This window comes from Limnohabitans sp., from assembly GCF_044361985.1.
GTDB lineage: Bacteria > Pseudomonadota > Gammaproteobacteria > Burkholderiales > Burkholderiaceae_C > Limnohabitans_A.
Genome location: NZ_JBIKHV010000013.1, coordinates 35,770 through 55,144, shown reverse-complemented (window position 1 = coordinate 55,144; position 19,375 = coordinate 35,770). Strand labels below are relative to the sequence as shown.

20 protein-coding genes and 1 tRNA gene are annotated in these 19,375 nt (G+C 59.3%); 20 read left to right on the top strand and 1 reads right to left on the bottom strand.

What is annotated here, in order from left to right; all coding sequences use genetic code 11:
* Together ACIQ3A_RS04720 and recD are read left to right on the top strand one after the other, a co-directional pair.
* On the top strand, nucleotides 1-941 hold a 941-nt coding region (locus tag ACIQ3A_RS04720; protein ID WP_396430605.1), incomplete at its 5' end, for a PD-(D/E)XK nuclease family protein.
* The gene (recD, locus tag ACIQ3A_RS04715; protein ID WP_396430604.1) at nucleotides 938-3,049 is read left to right on the top strand and encodes an exodeoxyribonuclease V subunit alpha; all 2,112 of its coding nucleotides are present in this window, start codon (nucleotides 938-940) and stop codon (nucleotides 3,047-3,049) included. The genes ACIQ3A_RS04720 and recD, both read left to right, overlap by 4 nt.
* Here recD and ACIQ3A_RS04710 read toward each other — a convergent pair.
* Entirely contained in the window at nucleotides 3,046-3,318 is a 273-nt protein-coding gene (locus tag ACIQ3A_RS04710) for a hypothetical protein (RefSeq protein ID WP_396430603.1), read from the bottom strand. The two genes, recD and ACIQ3A_RS04710, sit on opposite strands and share 4 nt — an antisense overlap.
* Nucleotides 3,319-3,420: 102 nt before the next feature.
* Here ACIQ3A_RS04710 and ACIQ3A_RS04705 point away from each other — a divergent pair, with 102 nt between their 5' ends.
* From ACIQ3A_RS04705 to nuoK, 18 genes are all read left to right on the top strand, one after another.
* Nucleotides 3,421-4,620 carry a pyridoxal phosphate-dependent aminotransferase gene (locus ACIQ3A_RS04705; protein ID WP_396430602.1) on the top strand — a complete coding sequence of 400 codons (1,200 nt, stop codon included), beginning with the start codon at nucleotides 3,421-3,423 and terminating at the stop codon, nucleotides 4,618-4,620.
* 304 nt (nucleotides 4,621-4,924) lie between these two features.
* Nucleotides 4,925-5,191: a 30S ribosomal protein S15 gene (rpsO, locus tag ACIQ3A_RS04700; protein WP_019428565.1), complete on the top strand. Its 267-nt coding sequence runs from the start codon at nucleotides 4,925-4,927 to the stop codon at nucleotides 5,189-5,191.
* Between the two features lie 209 nt (nucleotides 5,192-5,400).
* Complete coding sequence (gene pnp / locus ACIQ3A_RS04695) at nucleotides 5,401-7,512, top strand: polyribonucleotide nucleotidyltransferase (RefSeq protein ID WP_396430601.1); 2,112 nt, start codon at nucleotides 5,401-5,403, stop codon at nucleotides 7,510-7,512.
* Nucleotides 7,513-7,572: 60 nt separating this feature from the next.
* Nucleotides 7,573-8,586: an NAD(P)H-quinone oxidoreductase gene (locus ACIQ3A_RS04690; protein ID WP_396430600.1), complete on the top strand. Its 1,014-nt coding sequence runs from the start codon at nucleotides 7,573-7,575 to the stop codon at nucleotides 8,584-8,586.
* The gene (tpiA, locus tag ACIQ3A_RS04685) at nucleotides 8,583-9,335 is read left to right on the top strand and encodes a triose-phosphate isomerase (RefSeq protein ID WP_396430599.1); all 753 of its coding nucleotides are present in this window, start codon (nucleotides 8,583-8,585) and stop codon (nucleotides 9,333-9,335) included. Before ACIQ3A_RS04690 ends, tpiA begins: the two co-directional genes overlap by 4 nt.
* A 38-nt stretch (nucleotides 9,336-9,373) precedes the next feature.
* On the top strand, nucleotides 9,374-9,769 hold the full coding sequence (gene secG / locus ACIQ3A_RS04680) for a preprotein translocase subunit SecG (RefSeq protein WP_396430598.1): 396 nt from the start codon (nucleotides 9,374-9,376) through the stop codon (nucleotides 9,767-9,769).
* 143 nt (nucleotides 9,770-9,912) lie between these two features.
* A tRNA-Leu gene (locus ACIQ3A_RS04675) sits at nucleotides 9,913-9,997 on the top strand.
* Nucleotides 9,998-10,062: 65 nt separating this feature from the next.
* Complete coding sequence (locus ACIQ3A_RS04670; protein ID WP_396430597.1) at nucleotides 10,063-10,422, top strand: NADH-quinone oxidoreductase subunit A; 360 nt, start codon at nucleotides 10,063-10,065, stop codon at nucleotides 10,420-10,422.
* 45 nt (nucleotides 10,423-10,467) lie between these two features.
* Nucleotides 10,468-10,947, top strand: coding sequence for an NADH-quinone oxidoreductase subunit B family protein (locus tag ACIQ3A_RS04665; RefSeq protein ID WP_108406238.1), 480 nt, complete (start codon nucleotides 10,468-10,470; stop codon nucleotides 10,945-10,947).
* A gap of 10 nt (nucleotides 10,948-10,957) precedes the next feature.
* Nucleotides 10,958-11,566, top strand: coding sequence for an NADH-quinone oxidoreductase subunit C (locus tag ACIQ3A_RS04660; protein ID WP_396430596.1), 609 nt, complete (start codon nucleotides 10,958-10,960; stop codon nucleotides 11,564-11,566).
* Between the two features lies 1 nt (nucleotide 11,567).
* Nucleotides 11,568-12,821, top strand: coding sequence for an NADH-quinone oxidoreductase subunit D (locus ACIQ3A_RS04655; protein WP_396430595.1), 1,254 nt, complete (start codon nucleotides 11,568-11,570; stop codon nucleotides 12,819-12,821).
* A complete protein-coding gene (gene nuoE / locus ACIQ3A_RS04650; RefSeq protein WP_396430594.1) occupies nucleotides 12,818-13,306 on the top strand; it encodes an NADH-quinone oxidoreductase subunit NuoE in 489 nt (162 codons plus the stop codon). The genes ACIQ3A_RS04655 and nuoE overlap by 4 nt, the downstream gene beginning before the upstream one ends.
* The gene (gene nuoF / locus ACIQ3A_RS04645) at nucleotides 13,306-14,682 is read left to right on the top strand and encodes an NADH-quinone oxidoreductase subunit NuoF (protein WP_396430593.1); all 1,377 of its coding nucleotides are present in this window, start codon (nucleotides 13,306-13,308) and stop codon (nucleotides 14,680-14,682) included. The genes nuoE and nuoF overlap by 1 nt, the downstream gene beginning before the upstream one ends.
* Nucleotides 14,675-16,783, top strand: coding sequence for an NADH-quinone oxidoreductase subunit NuoG (nuoG, locus tag ACIQ3A_RS04640; RefSeq protein ID WP_396430592.1), 2,109 nt, complete (start codon nucleotides 14,675-14,677; stop codon nucleotides 16,781-16,783). The genes nuoF and nuoG overlap by 8 nt, the downstream gene beginning before the upstream one ends.
* Complete coding sequence (gene nuoH, locus ACIQ3A_RS04635; RefSeq protein WP_396430591.1) at nucleotides 16,780-17,862, top strand: NADH-quinone oxidoreductase subunit NuoH; 1,083 nt, start codon at nucleotides 16,780-16,782, stop codon at nucleotides 17,860-17,862. Before nuoG ends, nuoH begins: the two co-directional genes overlap by 4 nt.
* A gap of 12 nt (nucleotides 17,863-17,874) precedes the next feature.
* Nucleotides 17,875-18,384 (top strand): NADH-quinone oxidoreductase subunit NuoI, encoded by a 510-nt coding sequence (gene nuoI, locus ACIQ3A_RS04630; protein WP_396430590.1) that lies wholly within the window; start codon nucleotides 17,875-17,877, stop codon nucleotides 18,382-18,384.
* Between the two features lie 37 nt (nucleotides 18,385-18,421).
* On the top strand, nucleotides 18,422-19,060 hold the full coding sequence (locus tag ACIQ3A_RS04625; protein ID WP_396430589.1) for an NADH-quinone oxidoreductase subunit J: 639 nt from the start codon (nucleotides 18,422-18,424) through the stop codon (nucleotides 19,058-19,060).
* Nucleotides 19,060-19,368, top strand: a complete 309-nt coding sequence (nuoK, locus tag ACIQ3A_RS04620) for an NADH-quinone oxidoreductase subunit NuoK (RefSeq protein WP_396430588.1) — start codon at nucleotides 19,060-19,062, stop codon at nucleotides 19,366-19,368. Before ACIQ3A_RS04625 ends, nuoK begins: the two co-directional genes overlap by 1 nt.
* Nucleotides 19,369-19,375: the final 7 nt, after the last annotated feature.

The following is a 19,375-nucleotide window of genomic DNA, read 5'->3' as shown; positions in this document are numbered from 1 at the left end:
CGGCGGTGATCGACAAGCGCTGGACCATTGCCAGCTTTTCGCGTCTGGCGCGTGATCTGTCTGCACAGCCTGTGCTGCAAGCGGCCCTGCAAATGGCCCCGCCCCGCCCAGCGGATGACGAACCGCTCGATGAAGGTGTGGACTTGGCCATGTTTTCTGCTGCTGCTGCCGCTCCGCGTGCAACAGCGGCCGTGTCGCCTTGGCATGGTTTTGCCCGTGGCCCCAGCGCGGGCAACTTTTTACATGACCAGTTGGAGTGGCTGGCCGCTGATGGCTTTGCCTTGCAGCCAGGAACGCCCACGGCCGAACGCCTGCTCAAGCGCTGTGATCGTGCGGGCTACAAGAGCCAGTCCGATGTCGTCGTGAATTGGTTGTCTCGTGTGGTGGCGCAGCCGCTGCGCGGGCCGGATGTGCCGCTCAATGCGCTGCTCACGGTGTTGCCCGAGATGGAGTTCTGGCTACCTGCAGACCGCCTGCACGCCCAGGAAATCGATGCCTTGTGCCGGCAGCATTTGCTTTGTGGCGTGAGTCGCCCCAAATTGCCCGAGGCGCAACTGCACGGCATGTTGATGGGTTTTGCCGATCTGGTGTTCGAGCATGCTGGGCGTTATTGGGTGCTCGATTACAAGTCCAACCACTTGGGCGCAGACGATGCGGCCTACAGCGCTGAGGCTTTGGACCAGGCCATGGCCCACCACCGCTACGAGGTGCAGGCAGCCCTTTACATGTTGGCTTTGCACCGCTTGCTGCGGGCGCGTCTGGGCGGGGCTTACGATCCGGCGCAGCATCTGGGCGGTGCGGTGTATTTGTTCATGCGCGGCATCGACGGGCCTGCCGGGGGCTGCTGCACGTTGCCCGCGCCGCTGGCCTTGATGGACGGACTGGACGCGATGCTGGGGCGCCCAACGGATGCTGTGGCCCAGCCAGGGGAGGGGACATGAACGTTCGCAAAACCAAGCACGCAGCATGGTCGGCACAGGCGGCGCAAATGGACTGGCTTCGTGATTTTCCCGAGCAGGGCCTGAGTGCCGAAAACACTTTGCAATGGCTGCATGCCTGGGCCGAGCTGGGCTGGTTGCGCCGCCTGGACAGTGCCTTGGCCACGCAACTTCACCGGCTGGATGCAAAAGCGCCCCCAGCCCTGCTGGTGGCCGCTGCCGTGCTGGCCCAAATGGAGGGGCGTGGACACACCTGTTTGTCGGTGAACGCTTTGGCCACGCCCCCAGTGGAACTGCTGGGCTGGCCTGCCGATGCGGTGCAGGCCCCGCAGGGTTTGTTGGCGCTGTGGGCGCACTTGCCCGGCGATGTGACCGCCTGGACAGCGGCCTTGCAGATGGGTGATCCGGCTTGCCTGCGCCGCGCAGATTCGCCTGACTTGGGCCAGCCTTTGGTATTGGGCGGATCGGCGGATGCGCCTTTGCTGTACTTGCGCCGCTACCGCGCTTATGAAGAGCGTGTGGGTAAAAACCTGTTGCTGCGTGCACAAAGCGCGCTGCCAGTGCCCGAGGCCTTGGCGCGTGATTGGCTGGACCGGTTTTTTGGCCAGCAGCCTCATGCGGTTGCAACGAGCGAGGACCAAACCGACTGGCAAAAGCTCGCTTGCGCGGTGGCCTTGCGGGCGCATTTGTCGGTCATTACCGGTGGCCCCGGCACAGGCAAGACTTATACCGCTGCGCGTTTGCTGGCCTTGCTGCTGGCACTGCACGAGGGCGCTAGCCCCTTGCGCGTGGCCTTGGCCGCGCCCACTGGCAAGGCCGCGGCCAGGCTCAAGCAATCGATTGACGGTTCGCTGAGGGCACTGCAACAACAAGCCGGTGCATCGCTCGAGCTGGACACGCTGATACAGCGCATCGGTCCGGCCCGCACTTTGCACGCGCTGTTGGGCGCCAGGCCCGATACCCGCATGTTCAGGCACCACGCGGCCAACCCGCTGGATGTGGATGTGTTGATCGTGGACGAAGCCTCGATGGTGCACCTCGAAATGATGGACGCCTTGCTGCAGGCCTTGCCGCCTACAGCGCGTTTGGTGCTGCTGGGTGACAAAGACCAGTTGGCCTCGGTCGAGGCCGGCGCGGTGTTGGGCGATGTGTGCCGAGATGCGGCCAAAGGGGGCTATCAGGCAGAGACGTTGCGTTTTGTGCAGAACGTGGCGGGGCAGTCTTTGGCGCCTCGGTTTCAGGCTTCGGCTGCACAGCCGGTGTCGGCCCTGGCGCAGCAAACCGTGATGCTGCGTCAAAGTCGACGCTTTGACGGCCCGATTGGCCAACTGGCCTTGGCCGTGAATGCGGGCGCTGCCGGCCAGGTGGCCAAGGCCTTTGCCTTGCCGGAAGGCAAAAATGGCAAAGCCTTGCGCAGCTTGCAACCCCACTCGCCTCAAGCGGTGTGCGAACTGGCTCTGGGGCGTTTCGCAGACGGCGGCGCCGCACCGATGGCCTCTTACCTGGACTACCTGCAAAAAGTGCGCGATCTGCCGGTCACTGAAGACGCCGATGTGCATGCCGCCGCGGTGGTGCAGGCGCTGCAAAGCTTCGATCGTTTTCGCATCCTGTGCGCGGTGCACCAGGGCGACTGGGGAACCACCGCGCTCAATGCGGCGGTGCAAAAAGCACTGGCCGAAGAAGGCTGGCTCAAGCCCCAGGGGGCGTGGTTTGCCGGACGTCCGGTCATGGTCACGCGCAACGACACCCAATTGGGTGTGTTCAATGGCGATGTCGGCGTGGTCTTGCCCATGGCGGGCAAAGCGGGCGTGCTGAAAGCCTGGTTTCTGGACGGCGAACAACTGCGCTCGGTCAGCGTATCGCGACTGGCCCATGCCGAAACCGCTTTTGTGATGACGGTGCACAAAAGCCAGGGCTCGGAGTTTGCACACACCGCGCTGGTTTTGCCCCCCGGCGCAGCCGAAGTGCTTTCACGGGAATTGGTCTACACCGGCATCACCCGCGCCCGCGATCAGTTCACGCTGATCGAAGCCCAGGCCGGCTTGCTCGATGCGGCCATCGCCCGTCCTGGCGTGCGCGCCAGCGGTTTGCAGCAGTGGTGGGGCGCTTAACTGGCGTAACCCTCGCAAGCCCCCGCGTTGGCCTTGCCTTTGCATTCGCGCAAAAGGCGTTTGTCGCGCTCGGCCTTTTTTTCGCCCGTGCCTTGGTCAACGGGCGATTTAGGGGGTTTGGCTGACTTGGGTTTTTTGCCCTTGGCCCCTTGTTCTGCTCCTGTGGTGGCGACAAAGTTGTCTGCCGCTCGGCTTGCCGGTGCAATAGCTGCCAGGCAAAGCCCGCATGCCAAGCCGGCCAGCGCCGTTGAAAAATGCCGTGTGACCATGACCTTCTCCCTGAATGTTGTTGTGTCGACCATGATAGGCAAGCGCGGCGTGGCTGCAAGTGGGGGACATCCGCATACCGAAGCAGCCGTTACGATGACAGCATGAACACCATTCAACCCCCATTCATGCGCCAGGCCGTCATGGACCTGGACGAGTCGCGTATTCGTGAAGTGGCCAATGCGGGCATGGGTCGCCCCGATGTGCTGGCTTTCTGGTTTGGCGAGTCCGACGAAGTCACCCCCGCCGTGGTGCGCGAGGCGGCCATTGATTCCTTGCAAAAGGGCGAGACCTTTTATGCGCACAACCTGGGGCTGCCCGAGCTGCGTCAGGCGGTGTCGGATTACATGTCGGCCTTGCATGGCCCGATCGGGGTGGACCGTCTGGCCATCACTTCGGGGGGCGTGAACGCGCTGATGTTGGCTGCCCAGGCCTTGGTCGATGCCGGTGACGAAGTGGTGGCCGTGACACCCGTCTGGCCCAATCTGACGGCACAGGCGCTGGTCATGGGGGCCCATTTGAAGTGCGTGTCGCTGCGTCCGGTCGCGGGGCAATGGCAGCTCGACATGGCCGCACTCAAGGCCGCCATCACGCCGGCCACGCGCATGCTGATCGTCAATTCACCCAACAACCCGACCGGATGGACGCTCAGCCGAGCGGAGCAGGCCGAGATCCTGGCGCATTGCCGCCAGACGGGCACTTGGGTGCTGGCCGATGAGGTGTATGAGCGCCTTTATTACGAGACCGACACGCTCAACGGCTGTGCCCCGTCTTTCCTGGATGTGGCCGAGCCTGATGACCGTCTGGTGGTGGTGCACAGCTTTTCCAAGAGCTTTTTGATGACCGGATGGCGGCTGGGCTGGCTGGTGATGCCACCCGCCATGACGCCACACATGGGCAAATTGATCGAATTCAACACCTCGTGCGCACCGGTCTTCACCCAGCGGGCAGGCGTGGTGGCTTTGCAAAATACGGCGGACATCACGCCCCGCGTGGTCAAGCACCTCAAAGCCTGTCGAGACACCCTGGTGCCCCTGCTACAGGCCGTGCAAGGCGTGCAGCTCGCCCCAGCCAAAGGCGGCATGTATGCCTTTTTCAGGTTGGAGGGGCACCCCGATGCAGTGGCCACAGCCAAGCGCTTGGTGGCCGAAGCAGGCTTGGGGCTGGCCCCGGGCGAGGCTTTCGCCCGGGAAGCTGCGGGCTGGCTGCGCTGGTGTTTTGCGTCTGAAGACTTGTCCCGGCTGGAGCAGGGGGTTGCCCGCTTGGCATTGTGGTTGAGCCGAAATAAGTCGTCATCCGGCTGATCGGCCGTGGTCACAGGGTGAGCCGTTCACCGGGGTCAGCGCTCATTGGGGTCAGCGCCCGATTGATTTAATTGGGATCTGACCCCGATTAATGATGCCGATGAATGGCCCTGATAAAGACCCGTCATCGGGGGGCTGTTGGCTCATGGGCTGCCAATGCACCGTGGAAGGTCCGATTGCGGGCTATAATCCGCCTGTTTTGCAATTTGCCAAACGCACGCCCACCGCTTTTCCGGCAGTAGGCGCAAGTCATTAACACGCTGAAATTCATTTCTGAACCCCAGCGAAACAACAAGGAAATACCATGATTGCTTCTTCAATCAAGGCCGAGGTCGTCAAAGCCAACGCACGCGCAGCCAACGACACAGGGTCCCCAGAGGTCCAAGTGGCTTTGCTCACAGCCCGTATCAACGAGCTGACACCTCACTTCAAAACACACGCTAAAGACCATCACGGTCGCCGCGGTCTGCTGCGCATGGTGAGCCGTCGCCGCAAACTGCTGGACTACCTCAAGTCCCGTGATGCTGACCGTTACGTCGCGCTGATCGCCAAACTTGGCCTGCGCAAGTAATCGTCTGTCCAGATGAAAAGCGCCTGAGTTAGGACACTAGCTCAGGCGCTTTATTCTTTTTTCAGTCGGAATCTGTCAAGACGAACCCGCGCTGTGTCATTCCACAAGGCTTTAAGCCAGATGTTTTGTGGAATGGCATCGAGTTCAGAAAGTCATCTTCCGGGCCTTCGGTGCAGCCTCATGCGCTTTTGTTTTCAGGAGTACTGAACATGTCTATTTTTAACAAAGTTACCAAAACATTCCAGTGGGGCCAGCACACGGTCAAGATGGAAACTGGCGAAGTCGCTCGCCAAGCCGGCGGCGCCGTGCTGCTCGACATGGAAGGCACCGTGGTGCTCGCCACTGTGGTGGGTTCCAAGATCGCCAAAGCCGGGCAGGATTTTTTCCCGCTCACCGTGGATTACATTGAAAAAACGTATGCCGCGGGCAAGATCCCTGGCAGCTTTTTCAAGCGCGAAGCCAAGCCCAGCGAGCACGAGACCCTGACCAGCCGTCTGATCGACCGCCCAATCCGTCCTTTGTTCCCTGAAGGTTTTTACAACGACGTGCACGTGGTCATCCACACCGTTTCGCTCAATCCTGAAGTCGATGCTGACATCGCTGCGATGATCGCCGTGTCTGCTGCCTTGTCCATCTCGGGTATCCCGTTCAATGGTCCTATTGGCGCGGCTCGCGTGGGTTACATCAACGGCGAATACGTGCTCAACCCCGGCCAGACCCAGCGCAAAGACAGCGTGATGGACCTGGTGGTGGCCGGTACCGAAGCCGCCGTGCTGATGGTGGAGTCGGAAGCGCAGCAATTGTCCGAAGAAATCATGTTGGGTGGTGTGGTTTACGGCCACGAGCAATCGGCCATTGCCATCCAAGCGATCCATGAGTTGGTGCGTGAAGCCGGCAAGCCGGTCTGGGACTGGCAAGCGCCTGCCCGCGATTTGGCTTTCGAAGCCAAACTGGCTACTCTGGCCGAACAAAAGCTGCGCGCTGCTTACCAGATCCGCAACAAACAAGCCCGTACGCACGCTTGCCGTGAAGCTTATGCTTCGGTCAAAGTGGCGCTGGCTGAAGAGGGCGTTGTGTTTGACGGCGTCAAGCTGGATGGCCTGATGTTCGAAATCGAAGCCCGAATCGTGCGCAGCCAGATTTTGGCCGGTGAGCCCCGTATCGACGGCCGTGACACCCGCACTGTGCGCCCCATCGAGATTCGCAACAGTGTGTTGCCCCGCACCCACGGCTCGGCTTTGTTCACACGCGGTGAAACCCAGGCCTTGGTGATCACCACTTTGGGCACTGAGCGCGATGCTCAGCGCATTGACGCTTTGGCTGGCGAGTTCGAAGACCGCTTCATGTTCCACTACAACATGCCTCCCTTTGCCACTGGCGAAGTGGGCCGCATGGGCAGCACCAAGCGCCGCGAAATCGGCCACGGCCGTTTGGCCAAGCGTGCTTTGGCCGCTGTCTTGCCTACCAAAGAAGAATTTCCTTACACCATGCGTGTGGTGTCCGAAATCACCGAATCGAACGGTTCATCGTCCATGGCTTCGGTCTGCGGCGGTTGCTTGTCGATGATGGACGCCGGTGTGCCGATGAAAGCCCACGTGGCCGGTATTGCCATGGGCCTGATCAAGGAAGAGAACCGCTTTGCGGTGCTGACCGACATCCTGGGTGATGAAGACCACCTGGGTGACATGGACTTCAAAGTGGCCGGTACCACCAACGGCATCACCGCTTTGCAGATGGACATCAAGATCCAGGGCATCACCAAAGAGATCATGCAAGTGGCTTTGGCTCAGGCCAAAGAAGCCCGCATGCACATTCTGGGCAAGATGCAAGAAGCGATGAGCGAAGCCAACACAGAAGTGTCCGATTTCGCACCCAAGCTCTTCACCATGAAGATCAACCCCGAGAAAATCCGTGACGTGATCGGCAAGGGTGGTGCCACCATCCGTGCTTTGACCGAAGAAACCGGCTGCCAGATCAACATCTCCGAAGACGGCACGATCACGATCGCCGCCACCGACGGTGACAAGGCCGAGATCGCCAAGCGCCGCATCGAGCAGATCACCGCCGAAGTTGAAATCGGCAAGGTCTACGAAGGCCCAGTGACCAAGATCCTAGACTTCGGTGCTTTGATCAACTTGTTGCCAGGCAAGGACGGTCTGTTGCACATCAGCCAGATCGCTCATGAGCGCGTCGAAAAAGTGACCGACTACCTGAGCGAAGGCCAGATCGTCAAGGTCAAGGTCATGGAAACCGACGAAAAAGGCCGTATCAAACTGTCGATGAAGGCCTTGTTGGACCGTCCTGCACAGGGTCCTCAATAATCTTCTGAGGTGTTCCGGGTGGCCAAACGCCACTCGGCCTGACCTGTACTAGGCTGCCCCATGAACGTGATTGAAATTCAAAGCTACGGCGCCCCCGAGGTGCTGGTGCCTGGCACCCGTCCTGATCCTGTGGCTGGGGCAGGGGAGTTGCTCATTCGCGTATCGGCCAGCGGCATCAACCGCCCCGACGTGCTGCAACGCACCGGCAACTACCCCGTGCCACCGGGCGCCTCAGACATTCCTGGCCTTGAAGTGGCCGGTGTGGTGGTGTCGGGTGACGTGCAGGCGATGGCTCAAGCCGGCCTGGCTTTGGGTGACCGTGTGTGCGCTCTGGTGGCTGGCGGCGGCTATGCGCAACTGTGCGTGGCGCCCATAGAACAATGTTTGCCTGTGCCCCGCGGCCTGAGTGACCTCGAGGCCGCTTCGCTGCCCGAGACATTTTTCACCGTGTGGAGCAATGTGTTCGACCGTGGGCGTTTGCAAGCGGGCGAGACCTTGCTGATCCAGGGCGGTACCAGTGGCATTGGGGTCACGGCCATTCAGATGGCCAAGGCCGCAGGTGCGACCGTGATCGCCACGGCAGGCTCTGATGAGAAATGCCAGGCTTGCCTGGCCTTGGGTGCTGACCACGCCATCAACTACAAAACCACCGATTTCGTGGCCGAAGCCAAGCGCCTGACCCAGGGTGCGGGTGTGAATGTGATTCTGGACATGGTCGCTGGCGACTATGTGGCGCGCGAAGTCGAGGCTTTGGCCGAAGATGGCCGGCTGGTCATCATTGCGGTGCAAGGGGGTGTCAAGAGCGAGTTCAATGCGGGCATCGTTTTGCGTCGCCGCTTGACGATCACTGGCTCCACGCTGCGTCCGCGCCCAGTGGCTTTCAAAGCCGCGATTGCCAAGTCTTTGCGTGAGACTGTTTGGCCCTGGATTGAGTCGGGCCGCATCAAGCCGGTCATTCACAGTGTCTTTGCTGCTGCGCAGGCAGGGGGCGGCTTGCCATCGGGTGCGGCGCAAGCACATGCCCTGATGGAGACGAACCAGCATGTGGGCAAGTTGGTGGTCACTTGGGGATGACGATGCGCAGCAAGTTGATGCTCGGTAACTGGAAGATGAATGGCAGCCTGGCTGACAACGCATCTTTGGTGTCTGAGCTTTTGGCTGGCATGGCGGGTGTGCATTGCCACGCTGCGGTTTGTGTGCCGACGGCCTATCTGGCTCAGTTGCAGAACTTGCTGGCTGGCTCGGCCCTTGAATTGGGGGCGCAAGACGTGTCTGCCCATGAATCAGGCCCCTTTACCGGCGAGGTTTCGGCCAAAATGCTGCAGGATTTTGCGGTGCGCTACTGCATCGTGGGTCATTCTGAGCGCCGCCGTTACCATGCCGAATCGGATGCGCTGGTGGCGACCAAGGCACAACGCGCCCTGGCTGCCGGCATCACGCCTGTCGTGTGCGTGGGCGAAAGCCTGGCGGAGCGCGAAGCGGGTCAAACCGAGCGGGTGGTCAAGCGCCAGCTGGCCGCTGTGATTCATGCCAATGGCCATTGCATCAGTGAAATCGTGGTGGCCTATGAGCCTGTCTGGGCCATTGGCACCGGACTGACCGCTACGCCCGAGCAAGCGCAACAAGTGCACGCCGTGCTGCGAGCGCAGTTGCAAGCGGCCACGGCGCACGCGGACCGAGTGTCTATTTTGTACGGCGGAAGCATGAGTGCCGCCACCTCTGCTGATTTGCTGGCCCAGCCCGATGTGGATGGTGGCCTGATTGGTGCGGCAGCACTCAAGGCGTCTGACTTTTTAGCCCTGCTGGAAACAGCTTCACGCTGAGTCTTTTGACAAGCTTTTATTGATTTTTGGAGATACAGATGAGCATGGTGTTGACTTTGATTTTGGTGGTTCAGATGTTGTCGGCGCTGGTCATGATCGGTTTGATTTTGATTCAGCATGGCAAAGGCGCTGACATGGGCGCGGCTTTTGGCAGCGGTGGTTCGGGCAGCCTTTTTGGGGCCACCGGTGGCGCCAATTTCCTGTCGCGCACCACAGCCGTTCTGGCAGCGGTGTTTTTCGCGTGTACTTTGTTGTTGGCTTATTTCAGCAACGTCCGACCCGCAGCCCCGTCAGGCAGCGTGCTCGAGGGAACCACTTTGACAGCGCCTGCTGCACCCAACACGCCCGTTGACAGCAGCCCCGCTGCTCAAATTCCTGGCAATACGCCTGCGGCAAAGCCCGACAACAGCGTGCCACCTGCACCTGCCAAGTAAGCTGCTGTTCAGCTTTGCTGCCCTGCACAAATTTCCCGGTTTTTGCAAGGAAGAAGCAGGGTTTTCAGAGTAAACTACGGGATTGTCCGGAGAGCTAAACGCGCCATTTGGCCCACCTCATGCAACTCGGGCAAAAGTATCCTGCCGTCGTGGTGAAATTGGTAGACACGCTATCTTGAGGGGGTAGTGGCGAAAGCTGTGCGAGTTCGAGTCTCGCCGACGGCACCAGACAAACAGAAAAGCCCGGGCCTGCAGGCCTGGGCTATTCATTCGGTGATACCGTCAGTTTCAAAATGAACCTCGATCAATATCTTCCCATTCTCTTGTTCATTTTGGTCGGCATTGCAGTCGGCGTGATTCCCCAGGTTTTGGGCTACATTCTTGGCCCCAACAAACCTGACGCAGAGAAAAATTCCCCTTACGAGTGCGGTTTCGAAGCCTTCGAAGACGCCCGCATGAAGTTTGATGTGCGCTATTACCTGGTGGCCATCTTGTTCATTTTGTTCGATCTGGAAATCGCATTCCTGTTTCCCTGGGCGGTTGCCCTCAAGGAAGTGGGTATGGCCGGTTTTGTGGCCGTGGTGATATTTCTGACCATTCTGGTCGTGGGCTTTGTCTACGAGTGGAAAAAAGGCGCCCTGGACTGGGAATGATCGTTCGCACTGACAACAGCATGCAGTCTGCTTGAGGATTAAAAAATGATTGAAGGCGTGATGAAAGAAGGCTTCATCACCACGAGCTACGACTCGGTGGTGAATTGGGCCAAAACCGGTTCGCTGTGGCCCATGACTTTTGGTCTGGCCTGCTGCGCAGTCGAGATGATGCATTCGGCGGCTGCACGTTATGACCTGGGGCGTTTTGGTGCCGAGGTGTTTCGTGCCAGTCCCCGCCAGGCAGACCTGATGATCGTGGCAGGTACTTTGTGCAACAAGATGGCGCCGGCCCTGCGCAAGGTCTATGACCAGATGTCCGAGCCGCGCTGGGTGATCTCCATGGGCTCTTGTGCCAATGGTGGGGGTTATTACCACTACAGCTATTCCGTGGTGCGCGGTTGCGACCGCATTGTGCCGGTCGATGTGTATGTGCCAGGCTGCCCACCCACAGCAGAGGCGTTGATTTACGGAATCATCCAGTTGCAACAAAAGATTCGCCGTACCCACACGATTGCGCGTGCGTGAAGGGACAAAGATGACTGATTTCGCCATTCGTCCCGAAGACCTGCAAGACACTCTGGCTGCGGCTTTGGGTGATCGGGTCCAACGCATCAGCATCGCATTGGGGGAGGTCACAGTTCACGTGAACGCGGCCAACTACCTGGGCGTGATGCAAACTTTGCTGGCGGCGCCGGGTTGCCAATTCGAACAACTGATCGATCTGGCGGGTGTGGACTATTCCACTTACCGTGACATCGGTGCGGAGGGCCCCCGTTTTGGCGTCACTGTGCATTTGTTGTCGGTCAGTCTGAACCAGCGCGTGCGCGTCAAGGTGCTTTGCCCTGAGGACGACTTGCCTTTGGTGGATTCGGTCAATGACATCTGGAACGCAGCCAACTGGTACGAGCGCGAAGCCTTTGATTTGTACGGCATCGTGTTCGAAGGTCACAACGACCTGCGCCGCATTCTGACCGACTACGGTTTCATCGGTCACCCTTTCCGCAAGGACTTCCCGCTGTCGGGGCACGTCGAGATGCGGTATGACGCCGAGCGCAAGCGCGTGATTTACGAGCCTGTGAGCATTGAGCCGCGTGAAATCACACCGCGAATCATTCGCGAAGACAACTATGGAGGCCTGAACTGACATGGCCGAAATCAAGAACTACACGTTGAACTTCGGTCCCCAGCACCCCGCTGCGCACGGCGTGCTGCGTCTGGTGCTGGAGTTGGATGGCGAAGTCGTGCAACGCGCCGATCCACACATTGGGCTGCTGCACCGTGCCACCGAAAAACTGGCTGAGAGCAAAACCTATATCCAGTCATTGCCCTACATGGACCGGCTCGACTATGTGTCGATGATGTGCAATGAGCACGCGTACTGCCTGGCCATCGAAAAAATGCTGGGCCTTGAAGTGCCGATGCGCGCCCAGTTCATCCGCGTGATGTTTTCCGAAATCACCCGGGTGTTGAACCACCTCATGTGGCTGGGCTCACATGGCAACGATTGCGGCAGTTCCACCGTCCTGATCTATACCTTCCGTGAACGCGAAGACTTGTTTGACATGTACGAGGCCGTGTCTGGCGCGCGCATGCACGCGGCTTATTTCCGTCCAGGCGGCGTCTACCGCGACCTGCCTGACAGCATGCCGCAATACAAGGTCAGCAAGCTCAAGAATGCCAAGGCCATTGCGCAACTCAACAAGAACCGCAGCGGTTCCTTGCTGGACTTCATCGACGACTTCACCCAGCGCTTTCCCAAGTGCGTGGATGAATACGAAACCCTGCTGACCGACAACCGCATCTGGAAACAACGCACGGTCGGCATTGGCGTGGTGCCGCCCGAGCGCGCCCTGAATCTGGGCATGACCGGTCCCATGCTGCGCGGCTCTGGCTTTGCCTGGGACTTGCGCAAAAAGCAACCTTACGATGCGTACGCTCAGGTTGAGTTTGACGTTCCTGTGGGCAAAACCGGTGACAGCTATGACCGTTACCTTGTGCGTGTGCAAGAGATGCGCGAGTCGAACCGCATCATCCAGCAGTGCGTGAAATGGTTGCGTGCCAACCCTGGTCCGGTCATCACCGACAACCACAAGGTGGCGCCGCCTGCGCGTGAAGGCATGAAGTCCAACATGGAAGACTTGATCCACCACTTCAAGCTTTTCACGGAAGGTTTTCACGTGCCCGAAGGCGAGGCTTACGCCGCGGTCGAGCATCCCAAAGGGGAGTTTGGCATCTACATCGTCAGCGATGGGGCCAACAAGCCTTACCGCCTGAAAATTCGTGCCCCGGGCTTTGCCCACCTCGCCACCCTCGATGAAATGGCCCGTGGCCACATGCTGGCCGATGCGGTCGCGATCATCGGGACCATGGACATTGTTTTTGGAGAGATTGACAGATGATCTCTGAGTCAACAAAAGCACGCTTTGCGCGTGAAGTTGCCAAGTTTCCTGCAGACCAAAAGCAGTCGGCTGTGATGGCCTGCCTGTCGATCGTGCAGCAAGAACTGAGCTGGGTCAGCCCCGACAGCGAAAAGGTCGTCGCCGAGTTTTTGGGCATGCCCGTGATGGCTGTGCACGAAGTCACCACCTTCTACAACATGTACAACCAAAAGCCGGTGGGCAAGTTCAAGCTGAACGTTTGCACCAACCTGCCTTGTCAGTTGCGTGGTGGCGCCCAGGCTTTGGCGCATCTGGAGCACAAGCTCGGCGTGTCGGTCGGTGAAACCACGGCCGATGGCCTGTTCACCCTGCAGCCCAGCGAATGCCAGGGCGCCTGTGCAGATGCCCCCGTGTTGCTGGTCAACGACCGCCATATGTGCAGCTTCATGAGCCACGAAAAGCTCGACCAGCTCGTCGACAGCCTGAAGAAAGCCGAGGCCGCTTGATGAAAGTCGAACAAATCCTGAGCCAGTTCCAGGCCACCGGCGTGGAATCCTGCTTCCACGATCGCCACATCAATCCGCAGATTTATGCGGGCCTGAATGGCAGCAACTGGGGCATCAAAGACTACGAAGCGCGCGGCGGCTATGCGGCCTTGCGCAAGATGCTGGGCAAAGATGGCGGTGAAGGTCTGACGCAAGACCAGGTGATCGCCACCGTCAAGGAATCCGGGCTGCGCGGGCGTGGCGGTGCCGGCTTTCCTACGGGCCTGAAGTGGAGCTTCATGCCCCGCCAGTTCCCGGGCCAAAAGTATTTGGTGTGCAACTCGGACGAAGGCGAGCCGGGCACATGCAAAGACCGCGACATCATGGAGTACAACCCGCACACGGTGATCGAAGGCATGGTCATTGCCGCTTACGCCATGGGAATCAGCGTGGGTTACAACTACATCCACGGCGAAATTTTCCACACCTATGACCGCTTTGAAGCCGCTCTGGAAGAGGCACGCGCTGCCGGCTACCTGGGTGACAACATTCTGGGCAGCAGCTTCAGCTTCCAGCTGCACGCTTCGCATGGTTTTGGTGCTTACATCTGTGGCGAAGAAACGGCTTTGCTCGAATCACTCGAAGGCAAAAAAGGCCAGCCACGCTTCAAGCCACCTTTTCCGGCCAGCTTTGGTCTGTATGGCAAGCCCACCACCATCAACAACACCGAAACATTCGCGGCCGTGCCCTGGATCATCCGCAATGGCGGTCAGGCCTACCTCGAATGCGGCAAGCCCAACAACGGCGGCACCAAGATCTATTCGGTCAGCGGTGACGTGGAGCACCCTGGCAACTACGAAGTCCCCATGGGCACGCCGTTTGCCAAACTGCTCGAATTGGCCGGTGGTGTTCGCGGTGGCCGCAAGCTCAAGGCCGTGATTCCTGGTGGTTCGTCTTCTCCTGTGGTTCCGGCTGATTTGATGATGAAGCTGACCATGGACTACGACAGCATCGCCAAAGAAGGCGGCTCGATGCTGGGTTCGGGTGCCGTGATCGTGATGGACGACACGCGTTGCATGGTCAAGGCCCTGGCCCGACTGTCTTACTTTTACTCGCATGAGTCCTGTGGCCAATGCACCCCTTGCCGCGAAGGCACGGGCTGGCTCTGGCGCATGGTGGACCGCATCGAAAACGGCCATGGCCGCCCCAGTGACATCGACATGCTGGACAGCGTGGCGGGCAACATCATGGGCCGCACGATTTGCGCCTTGGGCGATGCAGCGGCCATGCCCGTTCGCGGCATGCTCAAACATTTCCGTCACGAATTTGTACACCTTATTGAGCACAAGACCTCCATGGTCGGTGCCGATACAACAGCGGTGAAGACCCATGGTTGAAATAGAACTCGACGGTCAGAAAGTGGAAGTTGCCGAAGGCAGCATGGTGATGCATGCCGCTGAAAAAGCTGGCACCTACATCCCGCATTTCTGTTATCACAAAAAACTCTCCATCGCGGCCAACTGCCGCATGTGCCTGGTCGAGGTCGAAAAGGCCCCCAAGCCCATGCCCGCCTGCGCCACACCGGTGACGCAAGGCATGATCGTGCGCACCAAGAGCGACAAGGCGATTGCCGCCCAAAAGTCGGTCATGGAGTTTTTGCTGATCAACCACCCACTCGATTGCCCGATCTGCGACCAGGGCGGTGAATGCCAGTTGCAAGACCTGGCTGTCGGATACGGCGGCACCACATCACGCTACGAAGAAGAAAAGCGCATGGTCTTCCACAAGGAAGTCGGGCCGCTGATTTCTATGGAAGAGATGAGCCGCTGCATCCACTGCACACGCTGCGTGCGCTTTGGTCAGGAAGTCGCTGGCGCCATGGAATTGGGCATGTCGCACCGTGGCGAGCATGCCGAGATCGAGACCTTTCTGGGCCAGACGATCGACTCCGAACTGTCGGGCAACATGATCGATATCTGCCCGGTGGGCGCCTTGACCAGCAAACCCTTCCGCTACCATGCCCGAACCTGGGAGTTGTCGCGCCGCAAGTCGGTGGCTGCCCACGACTCGTCGGGTGCCAATCTGATCGTGCAGGTCAAGAACAACCAGGTCATGCGCGTCGTGCCCCTGGAAAACGAAGAAGTCAACGAGTGCTGGATTGCCGACCGTGAGCGTTTCTCTTACGAAGCCCTGAACGGCCCTGACCGCCTGACCCGACCCATGATCAAGCAGGGTGGTGAGTGGAAAGAAGTCGACTGGCAGACCGCTTTGGAATACGTGGCCAACGGCCTGAAAAGCATCCAGCGTGACCATGGTGCCAACAGCATTGGCGCTCTGGTCAGTCCGCACAGCACTCTGGAAGAGTTGTCCTTGGCTGGCGCCTTGATGCGCGGTTTGGGTTCTGACAACATCGACCACCGCCTGCGCCATGCAGAGTTTGCTGCTGCCGAAGGTGTTCGCACCTTGGGCACCTCGATCGCCTCGCTCTCCACTTTGCAGCGCGTGTTGGTCGTGGGCGCCAACCTGCGCAAAGACCACCCGCTGTTTGCCCTTCGCGTGCGCCACGCCGTGCGCCATGGCGCTCAGCTGAACGTGATCACTTCGCCTGCAGCTTTTAGCCACGGCGATGCCTGGGCCATGCCTGTGGCGCACACCCTGCTGGGTGAGGCCTCGGCTTGGGCGCAAAGCCTGGCCGATGTGGCCGCCGCCATGGCTGCGGTCAAGGGCGTTGCAGCGCCGTGCGCAGGAACCGCCAGCCCGCAAGCCCAAGCCATCGCCAAGTCCTTGTTGGGTGGTGAGCGCAAAGCGGTGTTGCTGGGCAATGCCGCAGCACACGCAGCGAACGCATCGAGCCTGTTGGCACTGGCCAACTGGATTGCTGAGCAATCCGGCGCGAGCGTCGGTTACCTGACCGAAGCGGCCAACACCGTGGGCGCCCAGTGGGTGGGTGCACAGCCTCAGACAGGTGGCAAGAACGCCGCCCAGATGCTGGCCGGCGGTTTGAAAGCGGCGATCTTGCTCAACACCGAACCCGAATTTGACAGCGCTGCGGGTGCTGCCGCGGCCCAGACCCTGGCTCAGGCCGAGATGGTTGTTACGCTCAGCCCCTTCAAGGCCAACATGGCCTTCAGTGATGTGCTGCTGCCGATTGCACCTTTTACTGAGACCTCGGGCTCCTTCGTGAATGCCGAAGGCCGGCTGCAAAGCTTCCACGCGGTGGTCAAGCCACTGGCTGAAACTCGGCCAGCCTGGAAAGTGCTGCGCGTTTTGGCCAACCTGCTGGACATTCCAGGTGTGTCTTTTGAGACTTCGCAAGAAGTGCTGGCCCACGCAACGGCCAAGCCACTCCATGCGTCCAACCACACCACCGCCAAAATTGACTTGTCCGCTTCGATAGCTGCGCCTGCAGTCGCTTCAATTTACCAACTTGACAGCATGGTTCGCCGCGCGCCGTCCCTGCAGTTGACGGCTGACGCACGTCAGGAGGTGGCAGCATGATTGATGCTCTGTACAACGGCGGCCTGAACCTGGTCGCCGCCTCATGGTGGGCTGCGATGGTCTGGCCTGTGCTGTGGATTCTCATCAAGATCGTGGCTATTTTGGCGCCACTGATGGGTGCTGTGGCTTACCTGACTTTGTGGGAGCGCAAGTTGCTGGGCTTCATGCAGGTGCGCCATGGTCCTAACCGCGTGGGCCCCATGGGGCTGTTGCAGCCGATCGCCGATGCGCTCAAGTTGCTCACCAAGGAGTTGATCAACCCGACGGCCGCCAGCATGGGCTTGTTTCGCTTGGGCCCGATCATGGCCATCATGCCCGCACTCGCGGCGTGGGTGGCGATTCCCTTTGGTCCGGAAGTGGCGCTGACCAACATCAACGCGGGCCTGCTGCTGGTGATGGCCATCACCTCCATTGAGGTCTATGGCGTGATCATCGCGGGCTGGGCATCCAACTCCAAGTACGCCTTTTTGGGTGCCTTGCGTGCCTCGGCCCAAATGGTCAGTTACGAAATTGCCATGGGCTTTTGCTTCCTCGTCGTTCTGATGGTTTCGGGCAGCATGAATCTGACGGCGATTGTGCTGGAACAAGGTAAGGGTGCTGCCGCCGATATGGGGCTGGGCCTCTTTTCGTGGAATTGGTTGCCACTGTTTCCGATCTTCATTGTTTACCTGATTTCCGGCGTGGCCGAGACCAACCGTCACCCGTTTGACGTGGTTGAAGGCGAAGCCGAAATCGTCGCAGGTCACATGGTCGAATACTCGGGCATGGGCTTTGCCATCTTCTTCTTGGCCGAATACGCCAGCATGTGGCTGGTGTCCATTTTGGCCGTGATCATGTTTCTGGGCGGCTGGTTGTCACCCATCGACAGTGCGTTGTTCAACATGGTGCCTGGCTGGATCTGGTTGGGCCTGAAAACGTTCATGGTTGTTTCCATGTTCATCTGGATTCGTGCCACTTTCCCACGTTTCCGTTACGACCAGATCATGCGTCTGGGCTGGAAAATTTTCATTCCTGTCACTTTGGTGTGGCTGCTGATCGTCGGCGCGTGGTTGAACTCGCCGTGGAACATCTGGCTTTAAGCGGTTAAGACCATGACAACAATGACTGCTTCTTCTTTCTCGATCAAGGACTTCCTCAAGAGCTTCATGCTTGTGGAGTTGCTCAAGGGCATGGCCCTGACCGGACGCTACGCTTTCGCCCGCAAGGTGACGGTTCAGTTTCCTGAAGAAAAAACCCCGCTCTCGCCCCGTTTCCGTGGGCTCCATGCCCTGCGCCGTTACGAGAACGGCGAAGAGCGCTGCATCGCTTGCAAACTCTGTGAAGCGGTTTGCCCCGCGATGGCCATCACCATCGAGGCCGGCCAGCGTGAAGACGGCTCACGCCGCACCACCCGTTACGACATCGACTTGACCAAGTGCATCTTCTGCGGCTTCTGCGAAGAAAGCTGCCCGGTGGACTCGATTGTCGAGACGCATATTTTTGAATACCACGGTGAAAAACGCGGTGACCTTTATTTCACCAAAGACATGCTGCTGGCCGTAGGCGACCGTTACGAAAAAGAGATCGCTGCCGCCAGGGCCGCTGACGCTCCTTACCGTTGAACGCAGCCAAGTCCTGAACATTTAAAAAGACAGACCTATGGACGTCAAGACCGGTTTCTTCTACCTCTTCTCGGTGGTGCTGCTGTTTTCAGCCTTCCGGGTTGTCACTGCGCGCAACCCTGTGCATGCGGTGCTTTTTCTCATGCTCACCTTCTCGCAAGCCTCGGCCATCTGGCTGCTGCTGAACGCTGAATTTCTGGCCATCGTGCTGGTGCTGGTCTACCTGGGTGCGGTGATGGTGCTTTTCCTTTTTGTGGTCATGATGCTGGACATCAACATCGACACCATGCGCAAGGGTTTCTGGAAAAACTTCCCGCTGGCCGCAACGCTGGGGGCGGTCGTAGCGCTTGAAATGGCCGCCGTACTGTTGTCAGGTTTTCGCCTGGCCAAGGCGCCTGTCATGGCTGCCGGTGCTTTGCCCGTCGACAACAGCAAAGCCTTGGGCATCCTGCTGTACACCGAGTACCTGATGCCCATTCAGATCGCGGCAGCCATTTTGCTGGTGGCCATGATCGCGGCGATTGCCCTGACCTTGCGCGAGCGCAAGGACAGCAAGGCCATTGACCCGTCCCTTCAGGTTCGAGTGCGTGCATCCGACCGCATGCAGCTGGTCAAGATGGCCCCCACCCAAGAGGCTCCTGCGCCTGTCGCAACGGCTGCGGAGGAAAGCAAATGATGACATTGACCCTGGGACACTTCCTGGCACTTGGCGCGATGCTTTTTGCATTGGCCGTGATCGGCATCTTTTTGAACCGCAAGAACCTGATCATCTTGCTCATGGCCATTGAGTTGATGCTGCTGGCCGTGAACATGAATTTTGTGGCCTTTTCGCACTACCTGGGTGACATGCACGGACAAGTGTTCGTGTTCTTCATCCTCACGGTGGCCGCGGCCGAGTCGGCCATTGGTCTGGCGATTCTTGTGCTGTTGTTCCGCAACAAGAACAACATCAACGTCGACGAACTCAATTCGCTCAAGGGTTAACAAGAAT